This window comes from Streptomyces sp. SCSIO ZS0520, assembly GCF_025643355.1.
GTDB classification, from domain to species: Bacteria; Actinomycetota; Actinomycetes; order Streptomycetales; family Streptomycetaceae; genus Streptomyces; species Streptomyces physcomitrii.
The window spans coordinates 3,643,364-3,667,258 of the sequence record NZ_CP092644.1 but is presented as its reverse complement, the minus strand read 5'-3'; the positions used below and the strand labels follow the sequence as shown (position 1 = coordinate 3,667,258).

The 23,895-nt window shown below is 69.9% G+C and carries 15 protein-coding genes; 3 read left to right on the top strand and 12 right to left on the bottom strand.

The features are described from left to right. The first annotated feature begins 64 nt into the window (after nucleotides 1-64). The gene (locus MID12_RS14060) at nucleotides 65-406 is read left to right on the top strand and encodes an ArsR/SmtB family transcription factor (protein WP_040250581.1); all 342 of its coding nucleotides are present in this window, start codon (nucleotides 65-67) and stop codon (nucleotides 404-406) included. A gap of 74 nt (nucleotides 407-480) precedes the next feature. Here the strand turns inward: MID12_RS14060 and MID12_RS14055 are convergent, their stop codons facing one another. From MID12_RS14055 to MID12_RS14020, 8 genes are all read right to left on the bottom strand, one after another. After that, the gene (locus tag MID12_RS14055; RefSeq protein ID WP_040250579.1) at nucleotides 481-1,170 is read right to left on the bottom strand and encodes an ATP-binding cassette domain-containing protein; all 690 of its coding nucleotides are present in this window, start codon (nucleotides 1,168-1,170) and stop codon (nucleotides 481-483) included. Further along, a complete protein-coding gene (gene pstC / locus MID12_RS14050; RefSeq protein ID WP_263167473.1) occupies nucleotides 1,158-2,969 on the bottom strand; it encodes a phosphate ABC transporter permease subunit PstC in 1,812 nt (603 codons plus the stop codon). Before pstC ends, MID12_RS14055 begins: the two co-directional genes overlap by 13 nt. A 3-nt stretch (nucleotides 2,970-2,972) precedes the next feature. Then, nucleotides 2,973-3,839, bottom strand: coding sequence for a phosphate ABC transporter substrate-binding protein (locus MID12_RS14045; protein WP_040250572.1), 867 nt, complete (start codon nucleotides 3,837-3,839; stop codon nucleotides 2,973-2,975). Nucleotides 3,840-4,289: 450 nt separating this feature from the next. After that, nucleotides 4,290-4,643: a hypothetical protein gene (locus tag MID12_RS14040; protein ID WP_040250569.1), complete on the bottom strand. Its 354-nt coding sequence runs from the start codon at nucleotides 4,641-4,643 to the stop codon at nucleotides 4,290-4,292. Continuing rightward, nucleotides 4,640-6,175: a 2,3-bisphosphoglycerate-independent phosphoglycerate mutase gene (gene gpmI, locus MID12_RS14035; protein ID WP_263167468.1), complete on the bottom strand. Its 1,536-nt coding sequence runs from the start codon at nucleotides 6,173-6,175 to the stop codon at nucleotides 4,640-4,642. The genes MID12_RS14040 and gpmI overlap by 4 nt, the downstream gene beginning before the upstream one ends. Further along, nucleotides 6,172-7,494, bottom strand: coding sequence for a 3-phosphoshikimate 1-carboxyvinyltransferase (gene aroA, locus MID12_RS14030; protein WP_263167465.1), 1,323 nt, complete (start codon nucleotides 7,492-7,494; stop codon nucleotides 6,172-6,174). The genes gpmI and aroA overlap by 4 nt, the downstream gene beginning before the upstream one ends. A gap of 34 nt (nucleotides 7,495-7,528) precedes the next feature. Then, nucleotides 7,529-10,051 carry a molybdopterin-dependent oxidoreductase gene (locus tag MID12_RS14025; RefSeq protein ID WP_263167462.1) on the bottom strand — a complete coding sequence of 841 codons (2,523 nt, stop codon included), beginning with the start codon at nucleotides 10,049-10,051 and terminating at the stop codon, nucleotides 7,529-7,531. Nucleotides 10,052-10,155: 104 nt separating this feature from the next. Further along, the gene (locus MID12_RS14020; protein WP_040250556.1) at nucleotides 10,156-10,872 is read right to left on the bottom strand and encodes a glutamine amidotransferase-related protein; all 717 of its coding nucleotides are present in this window, start codon (nucleotides 10,870-10,872) and stop codon (nucleotides 10,156-10,158) included. Between the two features lie 757 nt (nucleotides 10,873-11,629). Between MID12_RS14020 and MID12_RS14015 the strand changes: the two genes are divergently transcribed. After that, complete coding sequence (locus tag MID12_RS14015) at nucleotides 11,630-13,195, top strand: MFS transporter (protein ID WP_263167458.1); 1,566 nt, start codon at nucleotides 11,630-11,632, stop codon at nucleotides 13,193-13,195. Between the two features lie 110 nt (nucleotides 13,196-13,305). Beyond that, a complete protein-coding gene (locus tag MID12_RS14010; protein WP_040250551.1) occupies nucleotides 13,306-13,707 on the top strand; it encodes an ArsR/SmtB family transcription factor in 402 nt (133 codons plus the stop codon). A gap of 80 nt (nucleotides 13,708-13,787) precedes the next feature. Here MID12_RS14010 and aepY read toward each other — a convergent pair whose 3' ends face one another. The 4 genes from aepY to MID12_RS13990 form a co-directional block, all read right to left on the bottom strand. Next, on the bottom strand, nucleotides 13,788-14,888 hold the full coding sequence (gene aepY / locus MID12_RS14005; RefSeq protein ID WP_263167453.1) for a phosphonopyruvate decarboxylase: 1,101 nt from the start codon (nucleotides 14,886-14,888) through the stop codon (nucleotides 13,788-13,790). Then, nucleotides 14,885-15,571 (bottom strand): DedA family protein, encoded by a 687-nt coding sequence (locus MID12_RS14000; protein WP_040250545.1) that lies wholly within the window; start codon nucleotides 15,569-15,571, stop codon nucleotides 14,885-14,887. Before MID12_RS14000 ends, aepY begins: the two co-directional genes overlap by 4 nt. 85 nt (nucleotides 15,572-15,656) lie before the next feature. Beyond that, complete coding sequence (locus MID12_RS13995; RefSeq protein WP_040250542.1) at nucleotides 15,657-16,697, bottom strand: ketoacyl-ACP synthase III family protein; 1,041 nt, start codon at nucleotides 16,695-16,697, stop codon at nucleotides 15,657-15,659. Nucleotides 16,698-16,724: 27 nt separating this feature from the next. Further along, a complete protein-coding gene (locus MID12_RS13990; RefSeq protein ID WP_263167450.1) occupies nucleotides 16,725-23,798 on the bottom strand; it encodes a type I polyketide synthase in 7,074 nt (2,357 codons plus the stop codon). Nucleotides 23,799-23,895: the final 97 nt, after the last annotated feature.

The window sequence follows — 23,895 nt, the reverse complement described above, 5'->3', positions numbered from 1 at the left end:
CAGGCGCGAAGCATGGGGCGGTCGATCGGCAACGGATCCCGGAGGGCGCCGGGAGGGAGGCGTCATGTGCGAGAAGGGGGCTGGGCTCGGCTGCGACGGGGCGTGTCTGGAGTTGAGCGCTGCCGACATGGTCTGGTGGTCCCAGGTGTTCAAGACCCTGGGAGACCCCGTCCGTCTCCAGCTTCTGGTGGGCCTGGCGGAGAGGGCGGGTGCGGAGGCCGCGGTGTGTGAACTGGCGGATGTCGGGGTGTCCGCGGCGACGGTCAGCCACCACCTGAAACGGCTGCGCTGTGTCGGGCTGATCGAGAGCAGGCGAGAGGGGCGTCTCGTCTACTACCGGTTGGGGGAGGGGGTGCGCGCTGCGCTGATGCACATCCTGCATCAGCGCAGCCGAGTCGGCGCATAGCAACGGGTGCCCGGCGGTGGAGCCGGGCCGGGCCCGGATCGGTGCGTCTTCCTGCTTGTTCTCCGGCGCCGGGATCAGGCCACGGCGGCAGTCTCCGATTCCGTCGTCAGCTGGTCCAGGTGGACCGTCGTGTCGCACAGACGCTCCACCTGCGCGGGGTCGTGGGAGACGAGCAGGACTGCTCGCCGGCCGCGCAGCGCGGCGATGGACTGCTCGACCTTGTCCCTGCTGCGTTCGTCGAGTGCGCTGGTGGGCTCGTCGAGCAGCAGCCCGGCCGGCTCCAGCGCCAGTGCCCGGGCAAGGCAGAGCCGTTGGCGCTGGCCCGCCGACAGGTTCTGTGCCGGTGAGTCGAGCCGGTCGGCGACCTCGGTCCACAGCCCGGCCTCTTCCAGGGCTTGCTCCGCCCGCTCTCGCAGCGCCTCCTGAGGAGCACGCAGGACATGGCGGAGACCGAAGAGGGCGTTGTCGAGGACGCTTCCCCCGAAGACGACCGGGGTCTGGGGTACGAGAACCACCTTGGCCCGCAGTTCGGCATCTCCTCGGCCGGGTGGGATCGTTCGCCCGAGCACCCGCAGCTCCCCGTCGCGGGTCAGCCCGCTGGGGAGCAACTCCACCAGGGCGCGCAGGATGGTGGACTTGCCGGCTCCCGACGGTCCGCACAATCCGGTGGTGGACCCCTGCTCCAGGTTGAAGGAGACAGGGCCCACCAGGGTCTTCTCGCGGCTGCGCACGCTCAGTCGGCGTACGGAGATCACGTGGTCCATCGTTCCCCCTCGAAACGGTTCCGCAGCGCGACCGCCGCGCTGAGGAGTACGGCAGTGATCAGGACCAGTACCATCGCGCTGCCCCATGCCTGGGTGACGGCCTGAGGGTCACCCGAGTCCTGGGAAAGGGTGAAGATGTGGGTCGGCAGGGCCTGCACCGGTGCTTCCACGATGCCGTCCGGCAGAGCGGGTGCACCGAAGAAGACGGTGGCGGTGAACAGCAGCGGGGCGGTCTCACCGGCTGCGCGGGCCAGGCCGAGCAGCAGTCCGGTGATGGTCGCGGGCCAGGTGTACGGAACCACGACGGAACGGATGAACTGCGCGCGCGTCAGGCCCAGTGACATGGCGCTTTCCGTGAGTTCGGCGGGAATGCTCCGCACTCGGGCGGCAGTGGTCAGGGCGATCACCGGTACGACGACGGGGACGAGTACGATCGCGCCCGCCAGCCATGACCGGCCCCACCCCATCGTGGTGGAGAGGATCACGAATCCGGCCAGTCCCAGCAGGATGGTCGGTACCCCTCCGAGGATGATCGTGAGGGTCTGCAGCACTCGCGCCGTACGGGCGGATGCGTGGACCCCGATGAAGACTCCCGCGCCGAAGCCGAGGGGCAGGGCCAGGATGCCCGTCGCGGCGATGAGCAGCACGGTGCCGGTGATCTGGTCGCGCACGCCTCCCCCCGCCGCGCCGGTGGCGGACGTGAACCAGAAGGACGGGTTGAACGCCGAGCTTCCTCGTGTCACGAGGAGCGCGAGCATGCCGACGAGGAGCGCGGTGGGCAGCAGCAGCGCACCCAGCCGCAGCGTCCGCACCATCCGGTCCCGCTGAAGACGCATCCGCGCGCTGCCCCGGTACCGAGGGGCACTCTTGGTCGTGGCGCCGCGAGTGCGGCCCCGGGTGCCCCAGATGGTTGCCGCGGCCACCAGCGCCAGGAGGATGAGGCCGAGTCCGCACAGAGCGGCGAAGTAGGGCCCGGTTGTTCCGGCCAGTACGGGCTCCGGTCCGGCGAGTTTCGTCGTCAGCGTCTGGCCGGGGTGGCTCAGCGAGTCGACGAACTCCCCGAAGCTGGTGGGCATCCGGCCGTCGGCCCGGCCCACGACCAGGAACACCGCGATCGCTTCACCGAGCGCCCGGGCCAGGCCGAGCAGAACGGCCGCTCTCATGCCGGACCGGGCGAGCGGCAGCACCGCGGAGCGGATCATCTCCTGGCGGGTCAGGCCGAGCGAGAGGGCGGTCTCGCGGACGCGGTCCGGCACCGCGGTGAGCGCGTCGACGCTGACAGCCACGACCGTCGGGGTGATCATGACCGCCAGGACGATACCGGCGGCGGCGAGGCTGTCTCCGCCGGGTACGTCCGCGATCCGCGCGATGACCGGACGGACGACCATGATGCCGATGAGTCCGTAGACGATGGACGGTACGGCGGCGAGTAGTTCGACGCTTAGGCGCAGCGGCCGGGCGAGGCGGGGCGGCAGGTATTCCGTCAGTGCGACGGCGGCACCCCAGCTGACCGGTACGGCGATGACGAGGGCGAGAACGCACACGACGGCCGTGCCGTAGATCATCGCCAGGCCGCCGTAGGCGGAGTTGGCCGGGCTCCACGCGGATTCGAAAAGGAGATCGGCCCAGTCGACGTGGCCGCTGCCGACGCCTGCGCCGAGGTAGCCGACGACCGTCAGGAGCAGAGCGATGACGGCGAACGCCCCGACCCAGGTCCAGCTCCAGATCCACTTCGACGGGCGGGGGCGACTGCCCGTGCCGGATGGCACGGATGGCGGGGCCAGTGTCTTGGTGGTCATCGGCTACTTCCCGATTTCCTTGAGGGTCAGGTAGCCGTGCTTGGTCATCAGGGCCTGGCCCTTGGCGGTCAGCGTGTAGTCGATGAACTTCTTGGACGCACCGTCCGGCTCGCCGTCGGTGATGAAGAACAGCGGCCGTGCCATGGGGTACTTGCCGGAGGCGATGTTCTTCGGAGACGGCTCGATGCCGTCCAGATTCACCGCGGCCAGACCCTTGCGCCCCTCGACGAAGCTGGTGGAGAGCGGCGCCACGGCACCGGGCGTGGACTCCAGCTTGTTGCGGGTCTCCAGATTGCCGCCCACGACGGCGAAGTTGCCCGACTTCGGCGGCGCCGGAGCCTTCCCGTCCCCGTAGAGGTACTTGTCGAGGACCTCCCGCGTCCCGCGTCCCGGCTCCTTGTCGTAGACGAAGACCTTGAGGTTCGGGCCGCCGACCTCGGACCAGTTGGTGATCTTCCCCTCGAACAGGCCGCGTACCTGCTCGGCGGTGAGGTTCTTGACGCCGGCGTCGGCCACTCGCTTGGTGACGATGACCCCGACGGCGTCGGCGCCGATCTGCGTGGAGTGGAACTTGGTTCCGGGGCTTGCGGCCTTGTCCTCCTTGCCCAGGGGCTTCGAGCTCATGGCGATGTTGATCTGCCCGGAGGCGAGCTGGGAGATGCCGCCGGCCGAACCGCCCTGGGTGGCCACGGTGATGTCGAGGCCCTTTGCCTTGAGGTCCTGGGCCGCGTCGGCGGCCACCGGCGCCACGGTGGTCGATCCGCTGACCTGCAGCGCATCGCTTCCCCCGCCATCGGCGCAGCCTGCCAGGGTGAGGGCCGCAAGAGCCGTGGCGGCGAGGCAAGCGCGGCGGTGATTCTTGGTGAACACTGCTGAGGACCTTCCTTCGGATGTGACCGTGGTCTGTGTGATGAGGTGGAACGAGACGTCCTGCGACGCCCCTTGGCCGGTCACCGGTGTGACGGTCGGGCGAGTCCTGGACGGGGGAGGGGGACACCCCGGTCGGTCCTGCCGACGCGGGGCGTTCCGGAATCCGGAGCGCAGGGAGGGCCGTGGCCGACTGTCCGCGTGGGCGGCTTGTTCCTCAGCGGCGTACAACGGGCGAAGAGCGCGCCGGCTCCCGGGGGCGCTCCGGCTCGTACGTAACTCATGTCGAGTCCTTCGGGGTTGGCGGTGCCCTGAAAGAGAAGGCGAGGCAGCGGACCCTCGGGGGCTGCCTCACGCAGGCTGCGGTGGATCTTGCGAGGCGCCGACGACGTCTCCTGTCGTCGGCACCGACGCGGGTGGTCGGGCGCGGGCGCCCGGACCGACGGCCGTCTCCTAGGAGGCCGCCGTCAGCCAGACCGTGCCGGAGACCGGCAGATGGACGTACATCCCGTCGGTGGCGTGACTGGTGTGCATGGACCCGCTGAGGAAGTGCCACGTGCAGTCGGCGCGTTCGGGCAGCAGGGCATCGAGGTTGATCCGGGCTTCGGCCGAGGTCGGGTTGTGCAGACCCAGCACCGCCCGGGAGTGGTCGGGCGCTTCGTGCAGCACTCCTTCGACGCCACCGGAGTCCAGCCTGCGTACGAGGGTGTCCTCTGCGAGGGCGGCGGCGATGTGAGGCTTTTCCAGGCAGTCGGACGGGACGGGAGTTCGATGCCACGGGGTATCGGTGGTGGCGGGTGGACTCACAGCAGAGGTCTTCCTGTCATGGCGGATCCGGGTTTGTGTCCCAGCAGGCGCAGGAGGGTCGGGGCGACATCGGCCAACGTGGCCGACTCCGGCAGCACGGGTTCCGAGGTGCCGTTCGTGAGGGGGACGACGACCAGCGGGACCCGGTTGGTGGTGTGTCCGCCGTAGGGCCGCACGGTGCCGTCCGGTGCCTGCTTGGTCATCTGTTCGGCGTTGCCGTGGTCGCCGACGGCGAGGACCCAGCGGTGGCTGTCCCGGGCCGCCTGGAGGATCTGGCCGACCGCCGTGTCGGTCGCCTCGCAGGCGAGGACGGTGGCGGCCAGGTCCCCGGTGTGTCCGACCACGTCGATGTTGGCCAGGTTGGCGACGACCAGGTCGACGTCCTTGCGGTGGGCGGCCTCGACGACGGCGGTGGTGACGCGGTCCAGGTTCATCTGCGGACGCGCCACGTAGTCGGCCTTGCCGTCTGCCGTGATCCGCACGTGCTCCTCGCCGTCGCGCACCGTGGTGTCACGGCCGTTGACGTAGTAGGTGACGTGCTCGAACTTCTCGGTCTCGGCGATGCGGACGCTGCGCAGCCCGGCCGCGGCGAGTTCGTCGGCCAGGCCGCCGGAGGCGTCCGCCCGCTTCACCAGAGCGGGGATGGCGGCGCGTGTGTCGTACTGCGCCAGGCTGAGCATCTCCACCGAGCGGCCGGTGTGCGCCAGATGCTCACCGAGACGGTCGGCGAACTGCTGGATGCGGTCGCTGCGGAAGTTGAAGAAGAGCACCGCGTCTCCGTCGGCGACCGAAGCCCCTTCGGCGGTCGTGAGCACGGTGGCGGGGACCCACTCGTCGCCGCGGTCGGAGGCGGCGACCGCCGCGTGGACGCTGTCGGCGGGAGTGCCCCGCCCGTCGGCGACCAAGGTGACCGCGTGCTCGGTCAGGTCGAGGTCGCCCGCCTTGTCCATCGCGTAACCACGGCCGATGACGGTGGCGATCTGTCCGGCCCCGGCTTCAGCGGCGATCTCGGTCACCCGCGCCAAGTACGACTCGCCGGTGTGGTCGGCGACATCCCGTCCGTCGGTGATCGCGTGGATGAACACGCGCCCCACCTGGTGTGCGTGGGCGGCGGCCAGCAGTTCGCCGAGGTGCTCGACGTGGGCGTGGATCTGCCCGTCCGAGCACAGTCCGATCAGGTGCAGTGCGCGCTCGGCGGTGGCGGTCTTCTCCAAGAGGGCACCCAGCTGCGGGTCCGTTCGCAGAGCACCTGTGTCGATGGCCTGTTGGACCAGAAGGCTGTCGTACGGCAGGGGCCGTCCGGCTCCGATGACCATGTGGCCGATCTCGGAGTTTCCGACGGTCCCGGGGAGCAGACCGACGGCACCGCCGGAGGCTTCGGCCAGGGTGCTCGGGAAGCGCGCCACCAGGTCGTCGAGGACCGGGGTGTGCGCCAGCGCCAGGGCGTTGTCCTCGGCTGCCGGGGCGGCGCCCCATCCGTCGAGGACGAGCAGGACGCCCCGCCCGGCGAGCACCGGTTCGGGCGCGCTCACTTCGTGCTCTCCAGGGTGGGGTGCAGGGTGTCGAGGGTCTCCCAGAAGGTGGGGAAGGACTTGGCGACGCAGCCGGGGTCCTTGATGACGACGCCCTCGGTGCGCAGGCCGCCGATGGCGAAGGTCATGGCGATGCGGTGGTCGTCGTAGGTGTCGATGACCGCGCCGTGCGGGGTGCCGCCGGTGATGTACATGGCGTCGGCGTGCTCCTCGACCTCGATGCCCATCTTGCGGAGTTCCGTGGTGACGGCGGCGATGCGGTCGCACTCCTTGACGCGCAGGGAGGCGATGTTGGTGATGCGGGTGGTGCCCTCGGCGTAGGCGGCGGCGATCGCCAGGGAGGGCACCACATCGGGCATGGCCTCCATGTCGATGTCGATGCCGCGCAGAGGCCCGCCGGTCAGCGTGATCGAGTCACCGGTGACCTCGGAACGACAGCCCATCCGTTCCAGTGCCTCGACGAGATGGACGTCCCCCTGGTGGGAGCCCCGGCCGATTCCCGGGATGACGACCCGGGACCGCAGGAGGGCGGCCGCGGCCAGGAAGTAGGACATGCCGGAGGCGTCCGGCTCGACGGTCACCTGTCCACCGCGGGCCTTCTGCCCGGCCGGGACGGTGAAGCGCCGGTAGCCGTCCCGGTCCACGTCCACGCCCATCTCCTTCAGCGCGGCGAGGGTCATCTCCACGTACGGCTTGGAGACCAGGTCGTCGCTGATGGTGATCTCGGTGTCGGTCCGGGCGCGCAGCGCGTTGATGATCAGGCTGGAGGTGAACTGGCTGGACACCGCGCCGCTGATGGAGGTGGTTCCGCCCTGGAAGGAGCCGCCGACGACGCGGACGGGCGGGCTGCCGTTGCCGCGTACGGCGGTGGCGTCGACGCCGAGCGGGGGCAGCGCCTCGAGCAGGTCTCCCATGGGGCGTTCCTGCATGCGGGAGTTGCCGGTGATGACCGTCGTGCCCTCGGCGTGCCCGGCCATGGAGATCAGGAAGCGCAGCGGTGTGCCCGCGCCGCCCACGAAGATCTCCTCGGCCGGAGCGCGCATCGCCTCGCCCGTGGGCGTGACGAGAATGCGGGCGGCGGCGTGGTCTATCTCGCAGGTGACGTGGCCGAACGCCTCGACGGCGCGAGCGAGGTAGACGGTGTCATCGGACAGCAGAGCATTGTCGATCGCCGTTTCCTGCCCGGACAGGGAAGCGATGGCCAGGTACCGGTTGGTGTAGCTCTTGGACCCCAGGACACGGACCGTCTCGTCGAAACCGGTCAGGGTGCGGACGGTGAGGGACTCGACCTTGAGGCGCGGATCAGGAGTGGCGGGCATGCAGTACCTCCGAGAGGGGTCGGGCGTGTGGTGGTCAGGCTTTGACGACGCGGCAGGCGAAGCACTTGAAGGCCTGCTGGCCGGAGAGGTTGTCGTAGAAGCCGTCGTCGGGGAGGGTGTTGGCCGCCGCGTAGCGGGGGTCGTCGAAGACGTCGCCCACCTTCTGTGCGGGACCGAAGGTGTTGGGCACGAAGACGGTGTCCGTCCTGATCCCCTCCCACAGCAGGGCCGTGCCGGTCACCGATCCGCGGGGGCTCTCGACACGTACGTCGTCGCCGTCGGAGACGCCCGCGCGGCGGGCGGTGTCGGGGTGGATCTGGATGAAGCGGATGCCGTTGAGCTGCTTGCCCGTCCGGGTCCAGTGGGTGATCTCCGCGAAGTGGACGACGCTGGGCCGGCCGGTCATGCCCATCAGCGGGAAGTCGCGGTGCACCGAGTCGCTTCCGGGTACACCCAGTCGGACCGGATGGGTGACCGCCTGCGGGTTGAGGGGGTTGGTGACGAACTTGCGGCTGTAGGCCAGGGTCGGGTTCCTGCCGGTGACCTCGGGGTGGGTGTAGAAGGCCGGCAGAGCGCTGTGACCGGTGACCGCCAGCTTCTTCTCCAGAGCGGGGGTGGTGATCTCCACCTTGCCGCTGGGCGTGAGGAAGCGTTTGCCGCGATGGGCCGGGTCCAGGGATTCGGCGGCCTCGTACCAGCGGGGGTGGTCCAGGTAGAGGGTGCTCACCCCGGGGTGGTCTTCGGTGGGGCACGGCCAGCGCAGCGGCTCCGTGCGCCGGCGCATCCTGTCCCGCGTCATCCCCGCCGCTCCGGGGGTGTGGGCGGTGAAGTCGCTCCACAACTGCCGGTAGTCCATCCACCGCTTCGGGAACGCCGCACGCCACTCGGCGGCGGGACGGCGGGTGTCCAGTTCCGCCAAGGCGTGTGCGAGACCCACCCAGATCTCCCAGTCGGGCCGGGACTCGCCCACGCGGTCGACGACTTGGTCCTGCCAGCGGATGGCCCGGTCGTCGCGGCGCATGTAGACGCCTTCCATCTCCAGTCCGCTGCAGACCGGCAGGATGATGTCGGCGTAGTACGCGGGCTCCTCCATGAACAGCCCGGTGTAGACGAAGAAGTCGAGCTGCTCGAACGCCTTCTTGACCCTGGTCGTGTTGGCGGAGGACACCAGCGGGTTGCCCTGGGTCATCACGGCGCGCAACCGGTAGGGGCTGCCCGTGAGAATGGACTCGGCGAAGTAGTCCGGGCCGACCGGCAGGGCCTGGTGCCGGTCGGGTACCGGGGCCGCGAGCGGCGGCAGACGCAGGTCGCCGGGCCAGGTGTTGTGCATGAAGTTGCAGCCACCGCCCGGTCGTCCGATGTTGCCGGTGATCGCGGCCAGGAACGTTGTCACCCGGTAGGTGTCGAAGGCGCCGAGCTGGTGGGAGATCCCGGCGTTGCAGAAGATGGCCGCCGGTTTCGCCGTCGCGTATTCCACGGCCATCTCGGTGATGACGGCCGCCTCGACACCGGTGACCTTCGCTGCCCACTCGGGGGTGTACCGGTGCTCGGCGAGGTGCGCGCGCAGTTCGTCGAAGCCGACCACCCACTGCTCGACGAACGTCTTGTCGTACAGCTCCTCCGCCACGATGTGATGGAGCATGGCCAGCAGCAGCGCGAAGTCGGTGTGCGGCTTCGGCGCCACCCACCGGTCGGCCGCGGCTCCGGTCGGGGTCAGGCGGGGATCGACGACGGTCAGGGTGGCCTTGGTCTTCTTCCGGCCGCGCAGCAGGTAGTCGAAGGTCACCGGGTGGGTCTCGGCCTGGTTGGTGCCCAGGAACAGGTAGTGGCGGGCTGAACCGAGGTCGTCCTCGCCGGTCGCGCCGTCGACCCCGTAGCCGTTGGTGAAGTTGCCCAGGCCGAAGGTCGTCGCCAGGGCGTTGCCGCCGGCGTCGTTGCAGACCGGGCCGACGTCGGTGTTGTTGGGGCTGCCCAGCATCGCGAACAGGCGCGCCACGAGGGATCCGGTGCCGCGGGGCATCCGGCCCGTGGTGCGGTTGGCGATGGTGTGCGCCTGGCCTGCGTCGCGCAGGGCCAGGAACTTCCTCGCGATGACACGGAGGGCTTCCTCCCAGCTCACGGCCTCGAACTGGGAGTGCGGTGATCCCTTCGCACCGGAGATGCGGCGCAGTGGGCGGGTCAGGCGTTCTGGGTTGTAGACGAGCTGGGGCATCAGCTCGGCCTTGACGCACACCTGCCCGTGCTGGACGGGGTCGCGCTCCTCGCCGCGCACGGCAAGGACCCGGCCCGCTTTGAGGTCGACGTTGAGTCGGCAGTTGGAGTTGCAGAACTGGCAGGCCGTGGCGACGGTCCTGTCCGGAGTCAGGGCAGCTGACTGCTCGGTGAAATCCGTGCCCGGCCGGCAGGCGCCTGAGGAGTGCCCCTCCGCTTCGGCCGATGCCTCGGTGGCGTGTGCCGAAACCACCGGAAGCAGGGCAGGGGTTCCGAGACCCACGCCGCTGAGGACGCTGCCGCGGACGAAGCCGCGCCGGGACAGGTCGGGCTGGTCGTGCTTCATGAAGACTGGGGATCCTTCCGCCCGGTGCGGGACGAGGCGGGCATGGCGGTGCCCTGGCCGTGCGGACGTGCCGCACGGCCTTGTCGAAGCAGTCGGCTGTGTGGTCAGACAGTGGGCGCCGGCAGCGCACCCGCCTTGGTCCGTACGGCGGTCAGGAAAGCCTTGAGGATCTTGTGCTCGGCTCCTGGTGCGGAGGACAGCTCAGGCTGGAAGAGGGTGCCGAGGAAGAACGGATGCCCCGCGATCTCCAGTGCGCGCGGGGCTTCGTCGCTGTCCCAGGCGCTCAGCTGCAGGGAGCCCTGATGGGCGGCGTCCATGAACGTGTCGGTCAGCCCGTAGTCGCAGTGGAAGATCTCCTCGACCTGGGTCGTTCCGTAGATCTCGGCGAGGCGGGAGCCTTCCTTGACCGTCAGCGGAGCCTTCTCGCCGCGGAAGGAGCACTTCAGCGGGGTGACGAGGGGCATCAGCTTCTCGGGGTCCTCGTCGACCCCGATCGCGTCCGGCAACTCCAGCACGTTCTGCGCATGTTCGATCAGAGCGCTGAAGAAGCCGCCGCAGGTGCCCAGGAACGGCAGCTGGTTCTCCCGTGCGTGCCGTACGGCGAGGTGCACGCCCTTCTGGTTGAAATAGGGAGCCCCGGGTACCACCCAGACTCCGTCGAAGCCGTCCAGGACGGAGGGCTCGTGGATGTCCGTGGTCGGGATCCACTCAGTGGTCAGGTCCCACTGCTCACGCATCGCGTCGATCTTCGGGTGGGACGGCTCGTCGTGGTTGCCCCGGTCGCCCACCAGAGCAAGGCGTGGCTGAGCAGAGACTGACATCGATCTCCCCTTCAAATGCGTCAAAAGGAGCGGAACTGCCGTCGCCGGAGACGGTTCGCGCCTTGCGGGCGCAGCAGAAGGCGCGCCGAACGCCCTGCCGCGCGAATGCGGTGGTGTCTGAGGTGATGTCAGGACCGTGCCGCCACGCACGGAGTTCCGTGACAGAAGAAGGAGTTGCCGGGCTACCGCCGTGCCGACGGTGATATGGGTGTGAATCGTTGCCTACTGGATGTACGCATGCGTCCCAGCCCCCCGGGTCCCCCTTGCAGAAGCCCTCTGCGGGCTCCCCCGTACTGCTTCTCGCTCAATTTATCGATGACGGTCAAAGTATTCGAGGGTCTCGCGTTCGATACCGAAGCAATCCCGCCATCTTCAGCGCTGATGGGTCGATCGGTGTCAAAGAGCGTAAGGGTGTGCCCAGTCGCAGGTCATCCCGGTTGAGCTGCTGCGGAGTGATGCGGCGTCAGGTATCGCGGGGCTTCCGGGTTGCCGTGCGGCGGCAGGGAGTCCGTTTCGCGTCTGACGTGCACGGCAGTGCCGGGCGGCGGGAGTTGGGGTCGCGCTGGGGGAGCAGACGAGCCATCTGGCTTGAACTAGCGCCAAAAGGCGGCCGTTATCAACAGTGTCGGCTGTTGATAACGGCTTCTGCTGTTTAGTTTTCCCTGGCCGGTGGTCGGCTGCCTCGCCCAACCCCCGCGGGCATGGCCGACCCCGGCCGCCCTACGGGGCGCCTACCTTTGCGCTTGAGGAGAAGTAAGTGAACCGCTCCGCCGGCCATCCGCGACGATGGCAGATCCTGAACATCCTGTGCCTGAGCTTGGTACTGATCGGCCTCGACACCCTCATCCTCAACCTGGCTCTGCCCAGCATCCAGAAGGACCTGGACGCCACCAGCAGCCAACTGCAGTGGATGGTCGACTCCTACGCCCTGGCCTTCGGCGGACTGCTGCTCATGGCCGGCGGCCTGTCCGACCGGTTCGGCCGCAAACGGCTTCTGTCGGTGGGGCTGGCGGCCTTCGCCCTGACCAGTCTGGGTGCCGCTTTCGCGTCCAACGCCGAGACGCTGATCACCTTCCGCGCCCTGATGGGCGTCTCCGCGGCGCTGATGATGCCCGCCACCCTCGCCATCATCAAGGACGTGTTCCCGCGCGAGGAGCAGGGCAAAGCGATCGGCATCTGGTCGGGTGCGGCCGCCGTCGGTGTCCCGCTCGGTCCCCTCGTCAGCGGCCTGCTGCTGGAGCACTTCTGGTGGGGCTCGATGTTCCTGATCAACGTGCCCCTGGCGGCCATCGCCCTGATCGGCGGAGCCAAGCTGATCCCCGAGTCCAAGGCCGAGGACCACCCCGGTCTCGACCTTGTCGGCGCGCTGCTGTCGGTGGCCGGACTGGTCGCCATCGTCTACGGCCTCGTCGAGGCCCCGCACAACGGCTGGGGCGACGTCGTCACCGTGGGTTCCCTCCTCCTCGGTGTCGCTCTCATGGTCGCCTTCGTCGTGTGGGAGGGCCGCACCGCCCATCCGATGCTCGACGTCGGCTTGTTCCTCAACGCCCGCTACGGCGGAGGCGCCTTGGCCATCGCCTGCACCTCCTTCGGCCTCTACAGCGGCCTGTATCTGCTCACCCAGTACCTGCAGTCGGTTCTCGAACTGGACCCGCTGGGCGCGGGCCTGCGCATGCTCGCGATCGGCACGATGATGGTGGGCGCGCCGCTGTCGGCGAAGTTGGTGGAACGCACGGGGCTGAAGGCCACGGTGGTCCTCGGGCTGGCGCTGTGCGCCGCGGGACTGGGCGTCCTGGCCGGGCTCGGCGTCGACGACGAGGCGCAGGCGCTGATCGGGCTGGCCGTGTTCGGTCTGGGCATGGGCATCGCCCTGCCCGCCGCCGTGGACGCCATCCTCGTCGTTTCCGCGGCCCGTCAGGCGGGCGCCGGTTCTGCCGTGGCGGATGTGGGCATGCAGGTCGGCGGCGCGCTCGGTATCGCCATCAGCGGCAGTGTGATCACCACGCTCTACCGCGACGACCTGCCTTCGGCCGCACAGCTCCCCGGAGAGGCCGGGGATGCGGTGAACGAGTCGCTGACGGGTGCGTCCGCGGTCGCCCAGAAGCTCGACGGCGCTGCCGGCCAGCGTCTGCTGGATGCCGCGCAGCACTCGTTCGTCGGTGGCTTCGCTGCCACCCTGCTGATCGCTGTCGGTGTCGCTGCCGCCGGTGCGCTGGCCGCCGCGTTCATCCTGCCGCGGGCTCGTGTCGCCGAGGACGAGGCCCCAGCGCAGCCCGAGGCCGCCGCACCCGGCGGCAGCGCCGATGTCACCGCCGCCTCCTGAAGACCCGGGAGGCAGCAGTGCGTAGGATCGAGTCCACAGCCCGACCCGGTCTCCCATTCAGGGAGGGGCTCGGGCCACACGGCCGACCCGCGGGTGACAGGGAGGTGGCGATGGCCCGGCCATCGAAGCTCAGGGTGGCGGTCAGTGATCCTGCCCAGTGGCTCAGCGAGCGCGAGCGGGCGCAGATGCTGGCACCCAAACTGCGGGCCCTGGCGGACGAAACCCGGCTGACGCTGATCCTGCTGATCGCCCAACGTCCCCGTACGGTCAAGGAATTGCAGGAGGCCACCGGTCTCAGTCAGACACTGGTCAGCCACCACCTCGCTCCCCTGCGGGAGCAGGACCTGGTCGAGGCGGTCCCCAAGGGACGCAGCAACCAGTACGTGATGTGCTGCCAGACCCTGGCTGAGCCGCTGCGTATGTTCGCCAGCCTGGCCGCCCTGGACCCCGAGACGGTCGCTGCCTGCCTTCAGGCAGAGGCCGACCGGCCCACCACGCCGCAGGGCGCCTGAGGCCGCCGACCGTCACGAACCGGGGGCCGGTGTACCGCGCGTCCGCGCGGCACACCGGCCCTTCGTCAACAGCCGTACTACTACTGCAAGTTGCTCTGGAAACGGTCCCGGATGTCCAGCGTGGTGAGCGCGTTGGTCGCACGCGGCGGGATCGTCCCCGTGCGCGGCAGCGTCTTGACGCAGATCATGTGCGGGCCGGAAGCGGCCTGGGCCCCCAGCATCGCGGCCCGTAGGGCGTCTTCACCGTCGCAGTCGACCGCGCTGGCATAGCCGGCGGCCTTCGCCATCTCGGGGAAGGCCGTGGTCGCCGAGGTGGTCGCCTGCCCTCCCGTCGACTCGTGCACCCGGTTGTCGAGCACCACGTGAATCAGGTTGGCGGGCTCCTCGTTTCCGATCATCGACAGCGCGCCCAGGTGCATCAGCAGAGCGCCGTCCCCGTCCAGGACCACCACGGTCCTCTCCGGATGCGTCAGCGCGACGCCGAGACCGAGGGAGGAGGCATGGCCCATGGAGCCCTGCATGTAGAAGTTGCCGGGTGAATCCGCCACGGCGAAGGTGTCACGGCCGGTGAACCCGGTCGTGGCCACGACCGCCGCCTGTGGTGCGGCAGCTGTGACGATCCGGATGGCCTCGGCGGCCGGGAGCCCGGTGGTGTGCGGTTCGTTGGCCGCGGTGGCCTTGCCGATGGCGCCGCGCTCCACGAGCACGAACGGCGCCCGCTGTGCGGCCAGATCCTTCTCCGCCGCCGCCAGAAGGGTGGAGAACTCCTTCACCCCGTCCTCGGCGTACAAGGTGTGATGAGGGGTGTCGACACTGTCGAGGAGCCCCGGAGTCGCCGGTCCCATCACCGCGTGCTGGGGCTCGTCCGTGGCCGGGTCGGGCCAGCCGCGGAGGCTGGCGAAGGTCAGGATCGGCAATTGGTAGGTCATCACCAGTGAGGTGAGCGGGTTGATGAGGTTGCCCAGACCGGAGTTCTGCAGCATCACATAGGCGCGCCGACCGCCCAGGGCGGCACCGGCTGCCACTGCCAGGGCGCTCCCTTCGTTGGGGGCGGGCACATAACGGCCGGACCGGGTGCTGAGATGAGCGATCGGTCCGCCGAAGTGGGAGCAGGGGACACCGCTGGCCATGGTGAAGCCGCGATCGGCCAGCAGGTCGCAGAATTCTTGTGCGGAGATCATGGACGGGGAAGCTCCGTTTCGACGGTTGCGGAAGGTGTGGCGGGGGTCTGGCGGCTCGCGGCACGCGCCCGGCGCCGCATCCGGATGCCCTCGACGATGATCGGGATGCCGGACACGAGGACGATGAGGATGACGATGGCTTCGATGTTGTCCCGGACGAAGGCGATCTGCCCCAGGTAGTAGCCGACCAGGGTCAGGCTGACCGACCAGAGCACCGCACCGATCACGTTGAACAGGAAGAAGGTGCGGTACGTCATGCGCGCCACGCCCGCTGTGATGGGGATGAAGGTGCGGAAGACAGGGATGAAGCGGGCCATCACCAGCGCCTTGGGGCCGTGCTTCTGCATGAACTGCTCGGCCCGTTCGGCGTTCTCCTGCTTGAAGAAGCGGGAGTTGGGGCGCCGGAAGAGTGCGCCGCCCACTTTGCGGCCGAAGGCATAGCCGAACTGATCCCCCAGAACAGCCGCCACCGCTATGGCGAGCATGACCAGCCACAAGGGCTGATGAAGGATCTGGTCGTTGGAGACGAGCAGCCCGGACGTGAAGAGCAGCGAGTCACCGGGCAGGAAGAAGCAGACGATCAGGCCGGATTCGGCGAAGACGGTGGCCATGATGCCCAGCAGGCCGAAGGTGGATATCAGGGCTTCGGCGTCCAGCAAGGGCGATGAGGCGAGATTCTGCACGGGTACCCCCCGGGGACAGCGGTGCGAGTCAGCGGATATGCCGTCCGCCGGCCCGGTGACGGGCCGGCGGACGGGTTGTGGGTGATCAGGCGGCGGCCCAGTCGGGCCGCTCGTCGATGCGCACGACGGCGCAGGTGATGGACACCCCGCCGCCATGGGCCACGATCAGGACGTGGTCCCCGGGGCCGACCTGCCCGGTCTCCACCAGGTGCGTCAGGCCGACGATCTGGTCGTTGACCGTCATATGGCCCAGATTGCGGCCGAAGTCGAGCAGGCCCAGGTCGGTGGAGAGGCCCATCGGGTCGAGGATGACCTTCAAGTAGCTCTCCTGGCCGGTGAAGACGTGGCAGACACGGGTGACATCGCCCGGCTCCAGCCCGGCCTCGGCCAAGGTGCGCAGGGCGATCTCCGTACGCAGCTCTCCTTGACGGCGCACGACCTCGGCGACGGTCTCCTCCAGCCCGCCCGCGGCGGCCAGGCGCTCTTTGAAGTCCATGCTGCGGCCGACCGTCAACGACGGCGGGAACAGTGCCTCGGTCCCGCGGTACTGCTCCTCCACCTCGGCGGTGGAGCCGGTGTTGATGGACAGCAGGCTCGCGAATCCCTCGGACTTCGACAGCAGGACGGCGCTGCCGCCGTCACCCAGGACTCCGTTCTGGATGCCGAAGGCCCACCGGTTGAAGTTGGGGGTGCCGACGTTGTCGGCGCCGGTGAGCAGAGCCGCACCGCGCTCGGGAACCGCCTTGAGGTAGCAGGCGGCCAGTTCCAGGGAGCCGATGAGGCCGCTGCACGCCTGCCAGACCCGGAACGAGGGCACGTCGCGGTCGGTGAGGTGGCGCAGGATGTAGTGCTGCGGCGACCAGCCCTCGGGGCCCTGCTCGTGGCCGCAGGCGTGGATGTGCAGGTCGATGTCGTGCGGGTGCAGCGCGGAGCGTTCGACGGCCTGCCGGGCGGCCGCGACCGCCATGTCAGGAGCCGGCATGTCGTCGGCGACCGCGGCACCGGTCCAGCCGTAGAACTCGTAGTCGTCGGCGTCGTACAGGCCCAGAGCGACGGCTTTGCGGGCCTCGACGATCTCCGGGATGTACGTGCCGAGGCCGGCGATGCGGATGTCGGTGGTCTTCATGAGTTCGGTCCTCGTCACTTGCTCGGATCAGGCCGAGGCGTCGGCGGGCTGGAGTTCGGCGGCGAGGGCTTGGGCGACGGTGGTGAGGGTGCCGTTCTTGAGGAGTTGCACCATGGGCAGTTTGACGTGGTAGCGGCGTTCGATGCGGTTGCGTAGTTCGACGGCCATGAGGGAGTCCATGCCGAGTCGGTTGAGGGGTCGGCTGGCGTTGAGGCGTTCGGGTCGCAGTCCCATGACGGTGGCGATTTCCTGCTTGAGGAAGTCGAGCAGTTCGCCGTCCTCCTCCGCCTGAGCGGATGCGGCGGCAGGCGGTGCGGCTGGCGCGGGTGCAGGCGGGGCGGCCACCGGCGGAGCCGCCTCGGCGTCCGGTGTGGACGGCGCCGCAGCGTTCGTCTCCGCTGCGTCGGCCGTTGCCCTCGGCGCCCCGGTGCCCCCGACTGTCGTTCCCGACGGCTCTTCGATGGGCTGGAGTTCGGTGGCGAGGGCTTGGGCGACGGTGGTGAGGGTGCCGTTTTTGAGGAGTTGCACCATGGGCAGTTTGACGTGGTAGCGGCGTTCGATGCGGTTGCGTAGTTCGACGGCCATGAGGGAGTCCATGCCGAGTCGGTTGAGGGGTCGGCTGGCGTTGAGGCGTTCGGGTCGCAGTCCCATGACGGTGGCGATTTCCTGCTTGAGGAAGTCGAGCAGTTCGCCGTCCTCCTCCGCCTGAGCCGACGCGGCGACCGGCGGCGTCCGCCGGGCCGCGACTGCGGGTTCGGGGCCGGCCGCGGGAGGGGCCGCGACGTGTGCGGGCCCTGACGTCTCCGACCGTGGCGCGACGGGAGCGGTCGGCCGCGACGAGGCGACCGCCTCGTGCCGCGCGGGTTCTTCAGGTGCGGGTGAGCGCTGTCCCGCCGGGCTGCCGGTGACCAGGTACCGCAACAGCGGCGCTGTCGCCGCTCCCGGGTACGCGCGGGCCCATGCGGGCCAGTCGGCCGGCAGCACCGCGGTGTGCACGCGGCCTTCGGCGAGGATCCGTCCCAGCAGGGCCAAGCCGTCGGCGGGGCTGAAGGAGGCCATGCCCTGCGGCAGCAGCGTGCGTTCCTCCTGCGCCTCCTTGCGGGCGACCATGCCGACGCTGTCCCAGAAGCCCCAGTTGACGACGGTGGCCGGCAGCCCCTGGGCGTGCCGGTGGTGCGCCAGCGCGTCGAGGAAGGAGTTCCCGGCCGCGTATCCACCCAGCATGGGCGAGCTGAGCAGGGCGGATCCGGAGGAGAAGAGCACGAAGGCTTCCACCGATTCCTCGTGCAGCAGCCGGTGCAGGTTCCACGCCCCGGAGACCTTCGCCGCCAGCACCCGGTCCATCTCCGTGCCGCTCATGTCGCTCAGCAGGGTGTAGTCGATGACACCGGCAGCGTGGAAGACACCGCGTACGGGAGGCAGACCCGTGCGACGCCGGGAGTCCAACAGGGCCCGCATGGCCCGCGTATCGGCGACGTCCACGGCTTCGTACGTCACGTGCACGCCGCGCTCGTCCAGCTGCCGGAGCACGGAGACGGCGCCTGCTTGCGGATGGTCGGGCGCCGAGGCCGCTTCGGGCTCGGGCAGAGCGCTGCGGCCGGTGAGCAGCAGATGCCGAGCTCCCTGGTCGGCGAGCCACAGCGCCAGCTGTCCGCCGATTCCGCCCGCGCCCCCGGTGATCAGGTAGGTGCCGTCCGCGTGCACGGTCACGGGCCTGCCGCGCGCGCCCGTCGCGGCGGCGGGCGTCTGGTCGAACGACAGCACGATCTTGCCGCTGTGGCGGGCCTGCGCCATCAGGCGAAAGGCCTCGGCGGCCTTCTCGACCGGGTACACCGTGTGCGGCAGCGCCTCCAGCGCCCCCTCGTCCACCAGGGCGGCAGCGGCCCGCAGCACCCCTCCGGCGCGCTGGGGGGCGTGCTGGATCATGTGCACGACGTCGACGGCGTGGAAGGACAGATTGCGAGCGAAGGCGCCGAGCGGCAGCGAGTTGTCGTCGAGAATGTCGCGCTTGCTCAGCTCCAGATAGTGGCCGTACGGGGCCATCAGTGAAAGGTTCGCCGGTATGGCCTCACCGGCAAGGGTGTTGTAGACGACATCGAAGCCCTGCTCTCCCTCGGCCGGCTTGAAGGCGTCCGCGAAGGCGAGGGTGCGGGAGTCGGCGACCCGCTCGACACCGAGCCGGAGCAGCAGGTCGCGTTTGGCGTCGCTGCCGGCGGTGGCGAAGACACGAGCCCCCTTCCAGCGTGCGATGTTCAGCGCGGCCATCCCGGTGCCCCCGGTGGCCGTGTGGATGAGGATCTTCTGGCCGCGTTCCAGACGGGCCAGGTCGTGCAACGCGTGGTACGCGGTGAGATAGGCGGCCGGCAGCGTCGCGGCCTCGGCCGCGGTCAGCCTGGTGGGCTTGGGCGCGGTCAGGCAGGCGGAGGTGACGACCTCGGAAGCGAGCGCTCCTTCGGCGAAGGCGATGACCTCCTCGCCCACCGTGACCCCGGTGACGGCTCGGCCGGTCTCTGTCACCGTGCCGGCACACTCCCAGCCCATCACCGGCGGCCTGTTGTCCTGCCCGGGATACATGCCGAGGCTCAGCAGCACATCGCGGTAGTTGACCCCGGCGTGACTGACCTGGATCCGGACTTCGTCCGCGCCGAGGGCGCGTGGGGGCGTCTCGGTCAGTTGCAGGTCGTCGATGACGCCGGGTGCGGGCAGGGACAGGGCCTGGGGCAGGGGTGCGGTGCCCGCCTGCCGCAGTCGGGCCGAGAGGCGGCGTCCGTCACGCAGTGCGCTCTGGTCCTCCTGGTCGGTCTGCTGGAGCAGGTCCACCAGCGCGGTGACACTGGCCGCCGACCGGTCGAGGTCGATCAGGCGCGGGCTCAGCGCGGGGGCCTCGGCGGCCAGGGTGCGGCCCAGCCCCCACAGCATGGCCTGGAAGGGGTGGCGCACCTGCTCCGCGGCACCGGTGGCCTGGGCGAGCTGGGTGACCAGCCACAGAGGCGGATGCCCGAGCGGCTTCTTCTCCAGAGCTCGGGTCAGGTACAGGACGCTGTGGACGGCCAAGAGCTGGGTACGGCGGATCTCCGTGGACGTGGCGTCCAGACCCGCCTGGGCGTCGAGTGCCCACAGATGGATGATGCCGCGGCAGGCGCCGTTGCGGGCGACGTCGTCCAGGACCTCGCGGTAGTGCTCTTCCTTCGACGGGTCGATGCGGTAGCGCTCGCCGGACCCGGACAGGTTGCCCGCTCCGGTGGTGAGGGTCACCACGCGCTGGCCATGACCACTCAGCTGCTTCACCAGGGCCCGCCCGGTGGATCCGCTGTCGGTGAGCACGAGCCAGAAGCCGTCCGCCGCGGGGGTGTGCGTACGGGGATCGGGGAGCGGGGCTTCGTCCCAGGTGAGGGCGTGCAGCCAACTGTCGAGGTGATCGCCGACGCCGGCGGCAGGTGTGTCGTGGGTGCGGGTGAGCGTCACAGGATCCTCGGTGCGTGAGGTGAGCAGTTCGGGCGCATGACCGGCCAGATACTGCAGGCGCAGTCCGCGCATCTGGGCGACGAGGCGGCCGTCGTCGGCGCGGATGTCGATGTCGGCGACGAAGGAGTCCTCGCGCGGTGAGGGCAGCAGGGTCGCGTGGCTGTACAGCGAGGCGGGCGGCTGCTCGTAGAAGCGGACCTCGTCGATGCCGCCGAGGACGAAGACGCCTTCCTCGCCGGGAGCGGTCAGCGGCCGGGCGGAGGCCATGGCGTGACCGCTCGCGTCCAGGAGAGCCGGGTGGAAGTGGTGCCGCCCGAGACCGTCGAGGAGAGCGGAGGGGCAGGCGAGCAGGGCGAGGACTTCGCCGTCGGCGCGCCACAGTTCGGTGATGCCCTGGAAGGTGCCGTTCCACTGGTTTCCGCGGGCGGCGTTCCACGGGTAGAAGTCGTCGGCGTCCTGATGCTGCGGCAGCCGGGCGCGGATCGTCTGGAGCGGTTCGGACGCCTGGGGAGCGCCGCCGGGCATCGCGCGGGCGGTGGCTTCGGTGTGCAGGATCCAGTCGTCGGAGTCGGTGTCCCGGCTGTGGATGCGGCAGTGCAGCGAGCCGTCCGGTCGCGGGGTGAGGTCGACTCGGACCTCGGGTGCCGGCTCGTCCTCGTCGAGGAAGAGCGCGCGGTGGTAGTGCACGTCGCTCACGGACAGGGCGCCGGAACCGAGTTCCGTGCGGGCGGCCGCGGCGATCAGTTCCAGGTGGGCGGTGCCCGGCAGGATGATCGTGTCCTGGATGCAGTGGTCGCGCAGATAGGGGTTGTCCGTCAGCCGCAGGGGGCCCTGCCAGATACGGGTGGTGCCTTCGGCGGGTAGCGGACGGCCGAGCAGCGGATGGTCGCTCCCCCGTGCCGGTTCCGACTCACCGGCTGACACCGCCGGGGGCGCCGCCGGTTCGGGGGCGGGGTTGATCCAGTGGCGGGTGCGCTGCCACGGGTAGGTCGGCAGCGGGACGTAGTGGCCGCCCGTGGTCAGCGCGCCGAGATCGAGGCCGGCGCCGGCCGTGTACAGCGTCGCGGCCGAGGTGAGCAGGGCGGTGCGTTCGTCCAGATGGCGCCGCAGGCTGCCGACTGCGGTGGTGTCCGAGCCGGTGGCCAGGCGGCCGGTTTCGCGGATGCCGGACACCAGCAGCGGGTGCGGGCTGACTTCGACGAACACCGTGTCGCCGAGTTCGAGTTGGCCGCGGACCGCGCCGGCGAAGTCGACGGGCCGGCGGATGTTGCGCACCCAGTAGTCGGCGTCCATTCCGGAGCCGTCGATCACCTCGTTGAGGAGGGTGGAGTGCAGCGGGATGCGGCCTGCCCGTGGGGTGAGGGCGGAGAGTTCGGCGAGCAGGTCCTCGCGCAAGGCGTCCATCTGCGGGCAGTGCGAGGCGAAGTCGACGTTGACCCGCCGGTTGTCGATGCCGCGGGCGTCGAGCCCCTCCAGTACCCGGGTCAGGGCTTCGCCTTCGCCTGACAGCAGGGTGGAGGTGGGGCTGTTGATGGCGGCCACCGCCACCTTGTCCTCGTGACCGGTCAGGGCGGCCGCGGCCTCTTCGGCGGGCAGGGAGACCCAGGCCATGGTGCCGCGGCCGGTGAGGCGTTTGGCCAGTCGGCTGCGGCGGCAGATGACCGCTGCCGCATCGCCGAGCGAGAGTGCGCCGGAGATGTAGGCGGCGGCGGATTCGCCCATGCTGTGTCCGATGACCGCGTCCGGTTCGATGCCCCAGGAACGCCAGAGTTCCGCCAGGGCAATCTCCATGGCCCACAGGGTGGGCTGGACGACGTCGAGTTGACCCAGCCTCTCCTCGTCCGCGGAGCGCAGCAGTTCGATGACCGACCAGTCGGTCTCGGTCCTGATGGCCTCGTCGCAGGCTTCCATGGCCTGCCGGAAGACCGGTTCGGCGTCAAGGAGTTCGTGGCCCATGCCCGGCCACTGCGAGCCCTGGCCGGGGAAGACGAACACGATCCTGGGCGACGTTTCGGGGTCGGTGTAGTCGCTGGAGGACAGGCCGGGTTCGTTCTCGCCGCCGGCGAAGCCCCGTAGGGCGGCAGCGGCCTCTGCGTGACTTTCGGCGGGCAGGGCGAGCTGTGCGTCGTGGGGTGTGCGACGCAGCGCCGCGGAGTAGCAGATGTCGCGCAGGCTGTGCGGGGCGCCGGGGCCTTCGAGGTGGTCGGCCATGGTGCGGGCGGCGTCGGCGAGTGCCTCGGGGCTGAGCGCGGACAGCACCAGCAACTCGCTCTGTGCGGCGGCCCCTTGGGAGTCCGCGGGGTGGGAGAGCGGTTCGGGGGCGGCTTCGAGAACGAGGTGGGCGTTGGTGCCGGAGAAACCGAAGCTGGACACTCCCGCGACGGCGGGCCGGTCACGGTCCGGCAGCGGTGTGGCCCGGGTGGGGATGGTCAGCGGCAGCTTGTCCCAGTCGACGGCCGGATTGGGGTTCTTCAGGTGCAGGTTGGGCGGGACCGTCCCGTGCTCCAGGCACAGCACTGCCTTGATGAGGCCGACGATCCCGGCTGCTGCCTCGGCGTGGCCGACGTTGGTCTTCACCGAGCCGACCAGGCACCGTTCGTCCGGTGTGCGAGGACCGACGATGCCGGCCAGAGCCTCCAGCTCGACCGGGTCACCCACGCTGGTGCCGGTGCCGTGGGCTTCGATGTAGTCGATGTCGGCCGGGTCCACACCGGCGTTCGCGTAGGCGCGGCGCAGCACGTCGCGCTGGCCTTCGACGGCGGGGGTGACCAGATAGCCGCTGCTCTGGCCGTCGTTGCCGACGGCGGAGCCGCGGATGACGGCCCGGACGCGGTCCCCGTCGGCCAGCGCGGTCGACAGTGGTTTGAGGATGACGGCGCCGATGCCGTCGCTGCGTACGAAGCCGTCGCCGGAGGCATCGGCGAACTTGCAGCGGCCGTCGGAGGCGAGCATGCCGGCGCCGGAGTAGACGACGCCTTCTTCCGGCAGCAGCACGAGGTTGACCCCGCCGGCGATCGCCAAGGGGCACTCGCCGAGCCGTATCGCCTGAACCGCGTTGTGGACGGCCACGAGTGCGGAGGAGCAGGCGGTGTCGACGGTGAAACTGGGACCGCGCAGGTCGAAGGCGTATGACAGGCGGCCGGAGGTGATGGCGCGGGACGCGGCACCGGTCATGGCGTAGAGGTCGAGCTGCTCGCGGTTGTCGTACTGCAGGTGCCAGTAGTCGCCGCCCAACTGGCCGATGAACACGCCCGTGTCGGTACCGGCGATGCGGGGGAGGGGCTGGCCCGCGTCCTCAAGGGCTTCGTAGGCGACTTCCAGCAGCAGCCGTTGCTGGGGGTCCATCCGGTCGGCCTCGCGGGGCGAGACGCCGAAGAACTCCGCGTCGAAGAGGTCGATGTCGCGCAGCAATCCGCCCCACCTGCTCACCGTGCGCCCGGGGGTGCGGGGTGCGGGGTCGAAGACGGCGTCGATGTCGTAGCGCTCGGGTGGGATGTCGGAGATGGCGTCGCGGCCCTCGAGGAGCATGTCCCAGAGCTGTGCGGGGCTGGTGGCGTCGGCGAACCGTCCGGCCATGCCGATGATGGCGATCGGTTCACTGGCGGTCCCAGCCGCGCGGGTGGATTCGTGTGGCATGAATGTCCTTCCGGGCATGGCGAAGCCGTTCACTGGTGAAGCAGCACGGAAGGGCACCGGTGTGGGCGCGGCGGACCGGCAGCGTGTCCGGTCCGGT

Excerpts from the sequence above, each read along its gene's own strand:
- MID12_RS14025 (WP_263167462.1), bottom strand. The coding sequence starts at position 10,051 with ATGAAGCACGACCAGCCCGACCTGTCCCGGCGCGGCTTCGTCCGCGGC.
- MID12_RS13995 (WP_040250542.1), bottom strand. The coding sequence starts at position 16,697 with ATGAAGACCACCGACATCCGCATCGCCGGCCTCGGCACGTACATCCCG.
- MID12_RS13990 (WP_263167450.1), bottom strand. The coding sequence starts at position 23,798 with ATGCCACACGAATCCACCCGCGCGGCTGGGACCGCCAGTGAACCGATC.
- pstC (WP_263167473.1), bottom strand. The coding sequence starts at position 2,969 with ATGACCACCAAGACACTGGCCCCGCCATCCGTGCCATCCGGCACGGGC.
- aroA (WP_263167465.1), bottom strand. The coding sequence starts at position 7,494 with ATGCCCGCCACTCCTGATCCGCGCCTCAAGGTCGAGTCCCTCACCGTC.
- MID12_RS14060 (WP_040250581.1), top strand. The coding sequence starts at position 65 with ATGTGCGAGAAGGGGGCTGGGCTCGGCTGCGACGGGGCGTGTCTGGAG.
- MID12_RS14055 (WP_040250579.1), bottom strand. The coding sequence starts at position 1,170 with ATGGACCACGTGATCTCCGTACGCCGACTGAGCGTGCGCAGCCGCGAG.
- MID12_RS14010 (WP_040250551.1), top strand. The coding sequence starts at position 13,306 with ATGGCCCGGCCATCGAAGCTCAGGGTGGCGGTCAGTGATCCTGCCCAG.
- aepY (WP_263167453.1), bottom strand. The coding sequence starts at position 14,888 with ATGATCTCCGCACAAGAATTCTGCGACCTGCTGGCCGATCGCGGCTTC.
- MID12_RS14020 (WP_040250556.1), bottom strand. The coding sequence starts at position 10,872 with ATGTCAGTCTCTGCTCAGCCACGCCTTGCTCTGGTGGGCGACCGGGGC.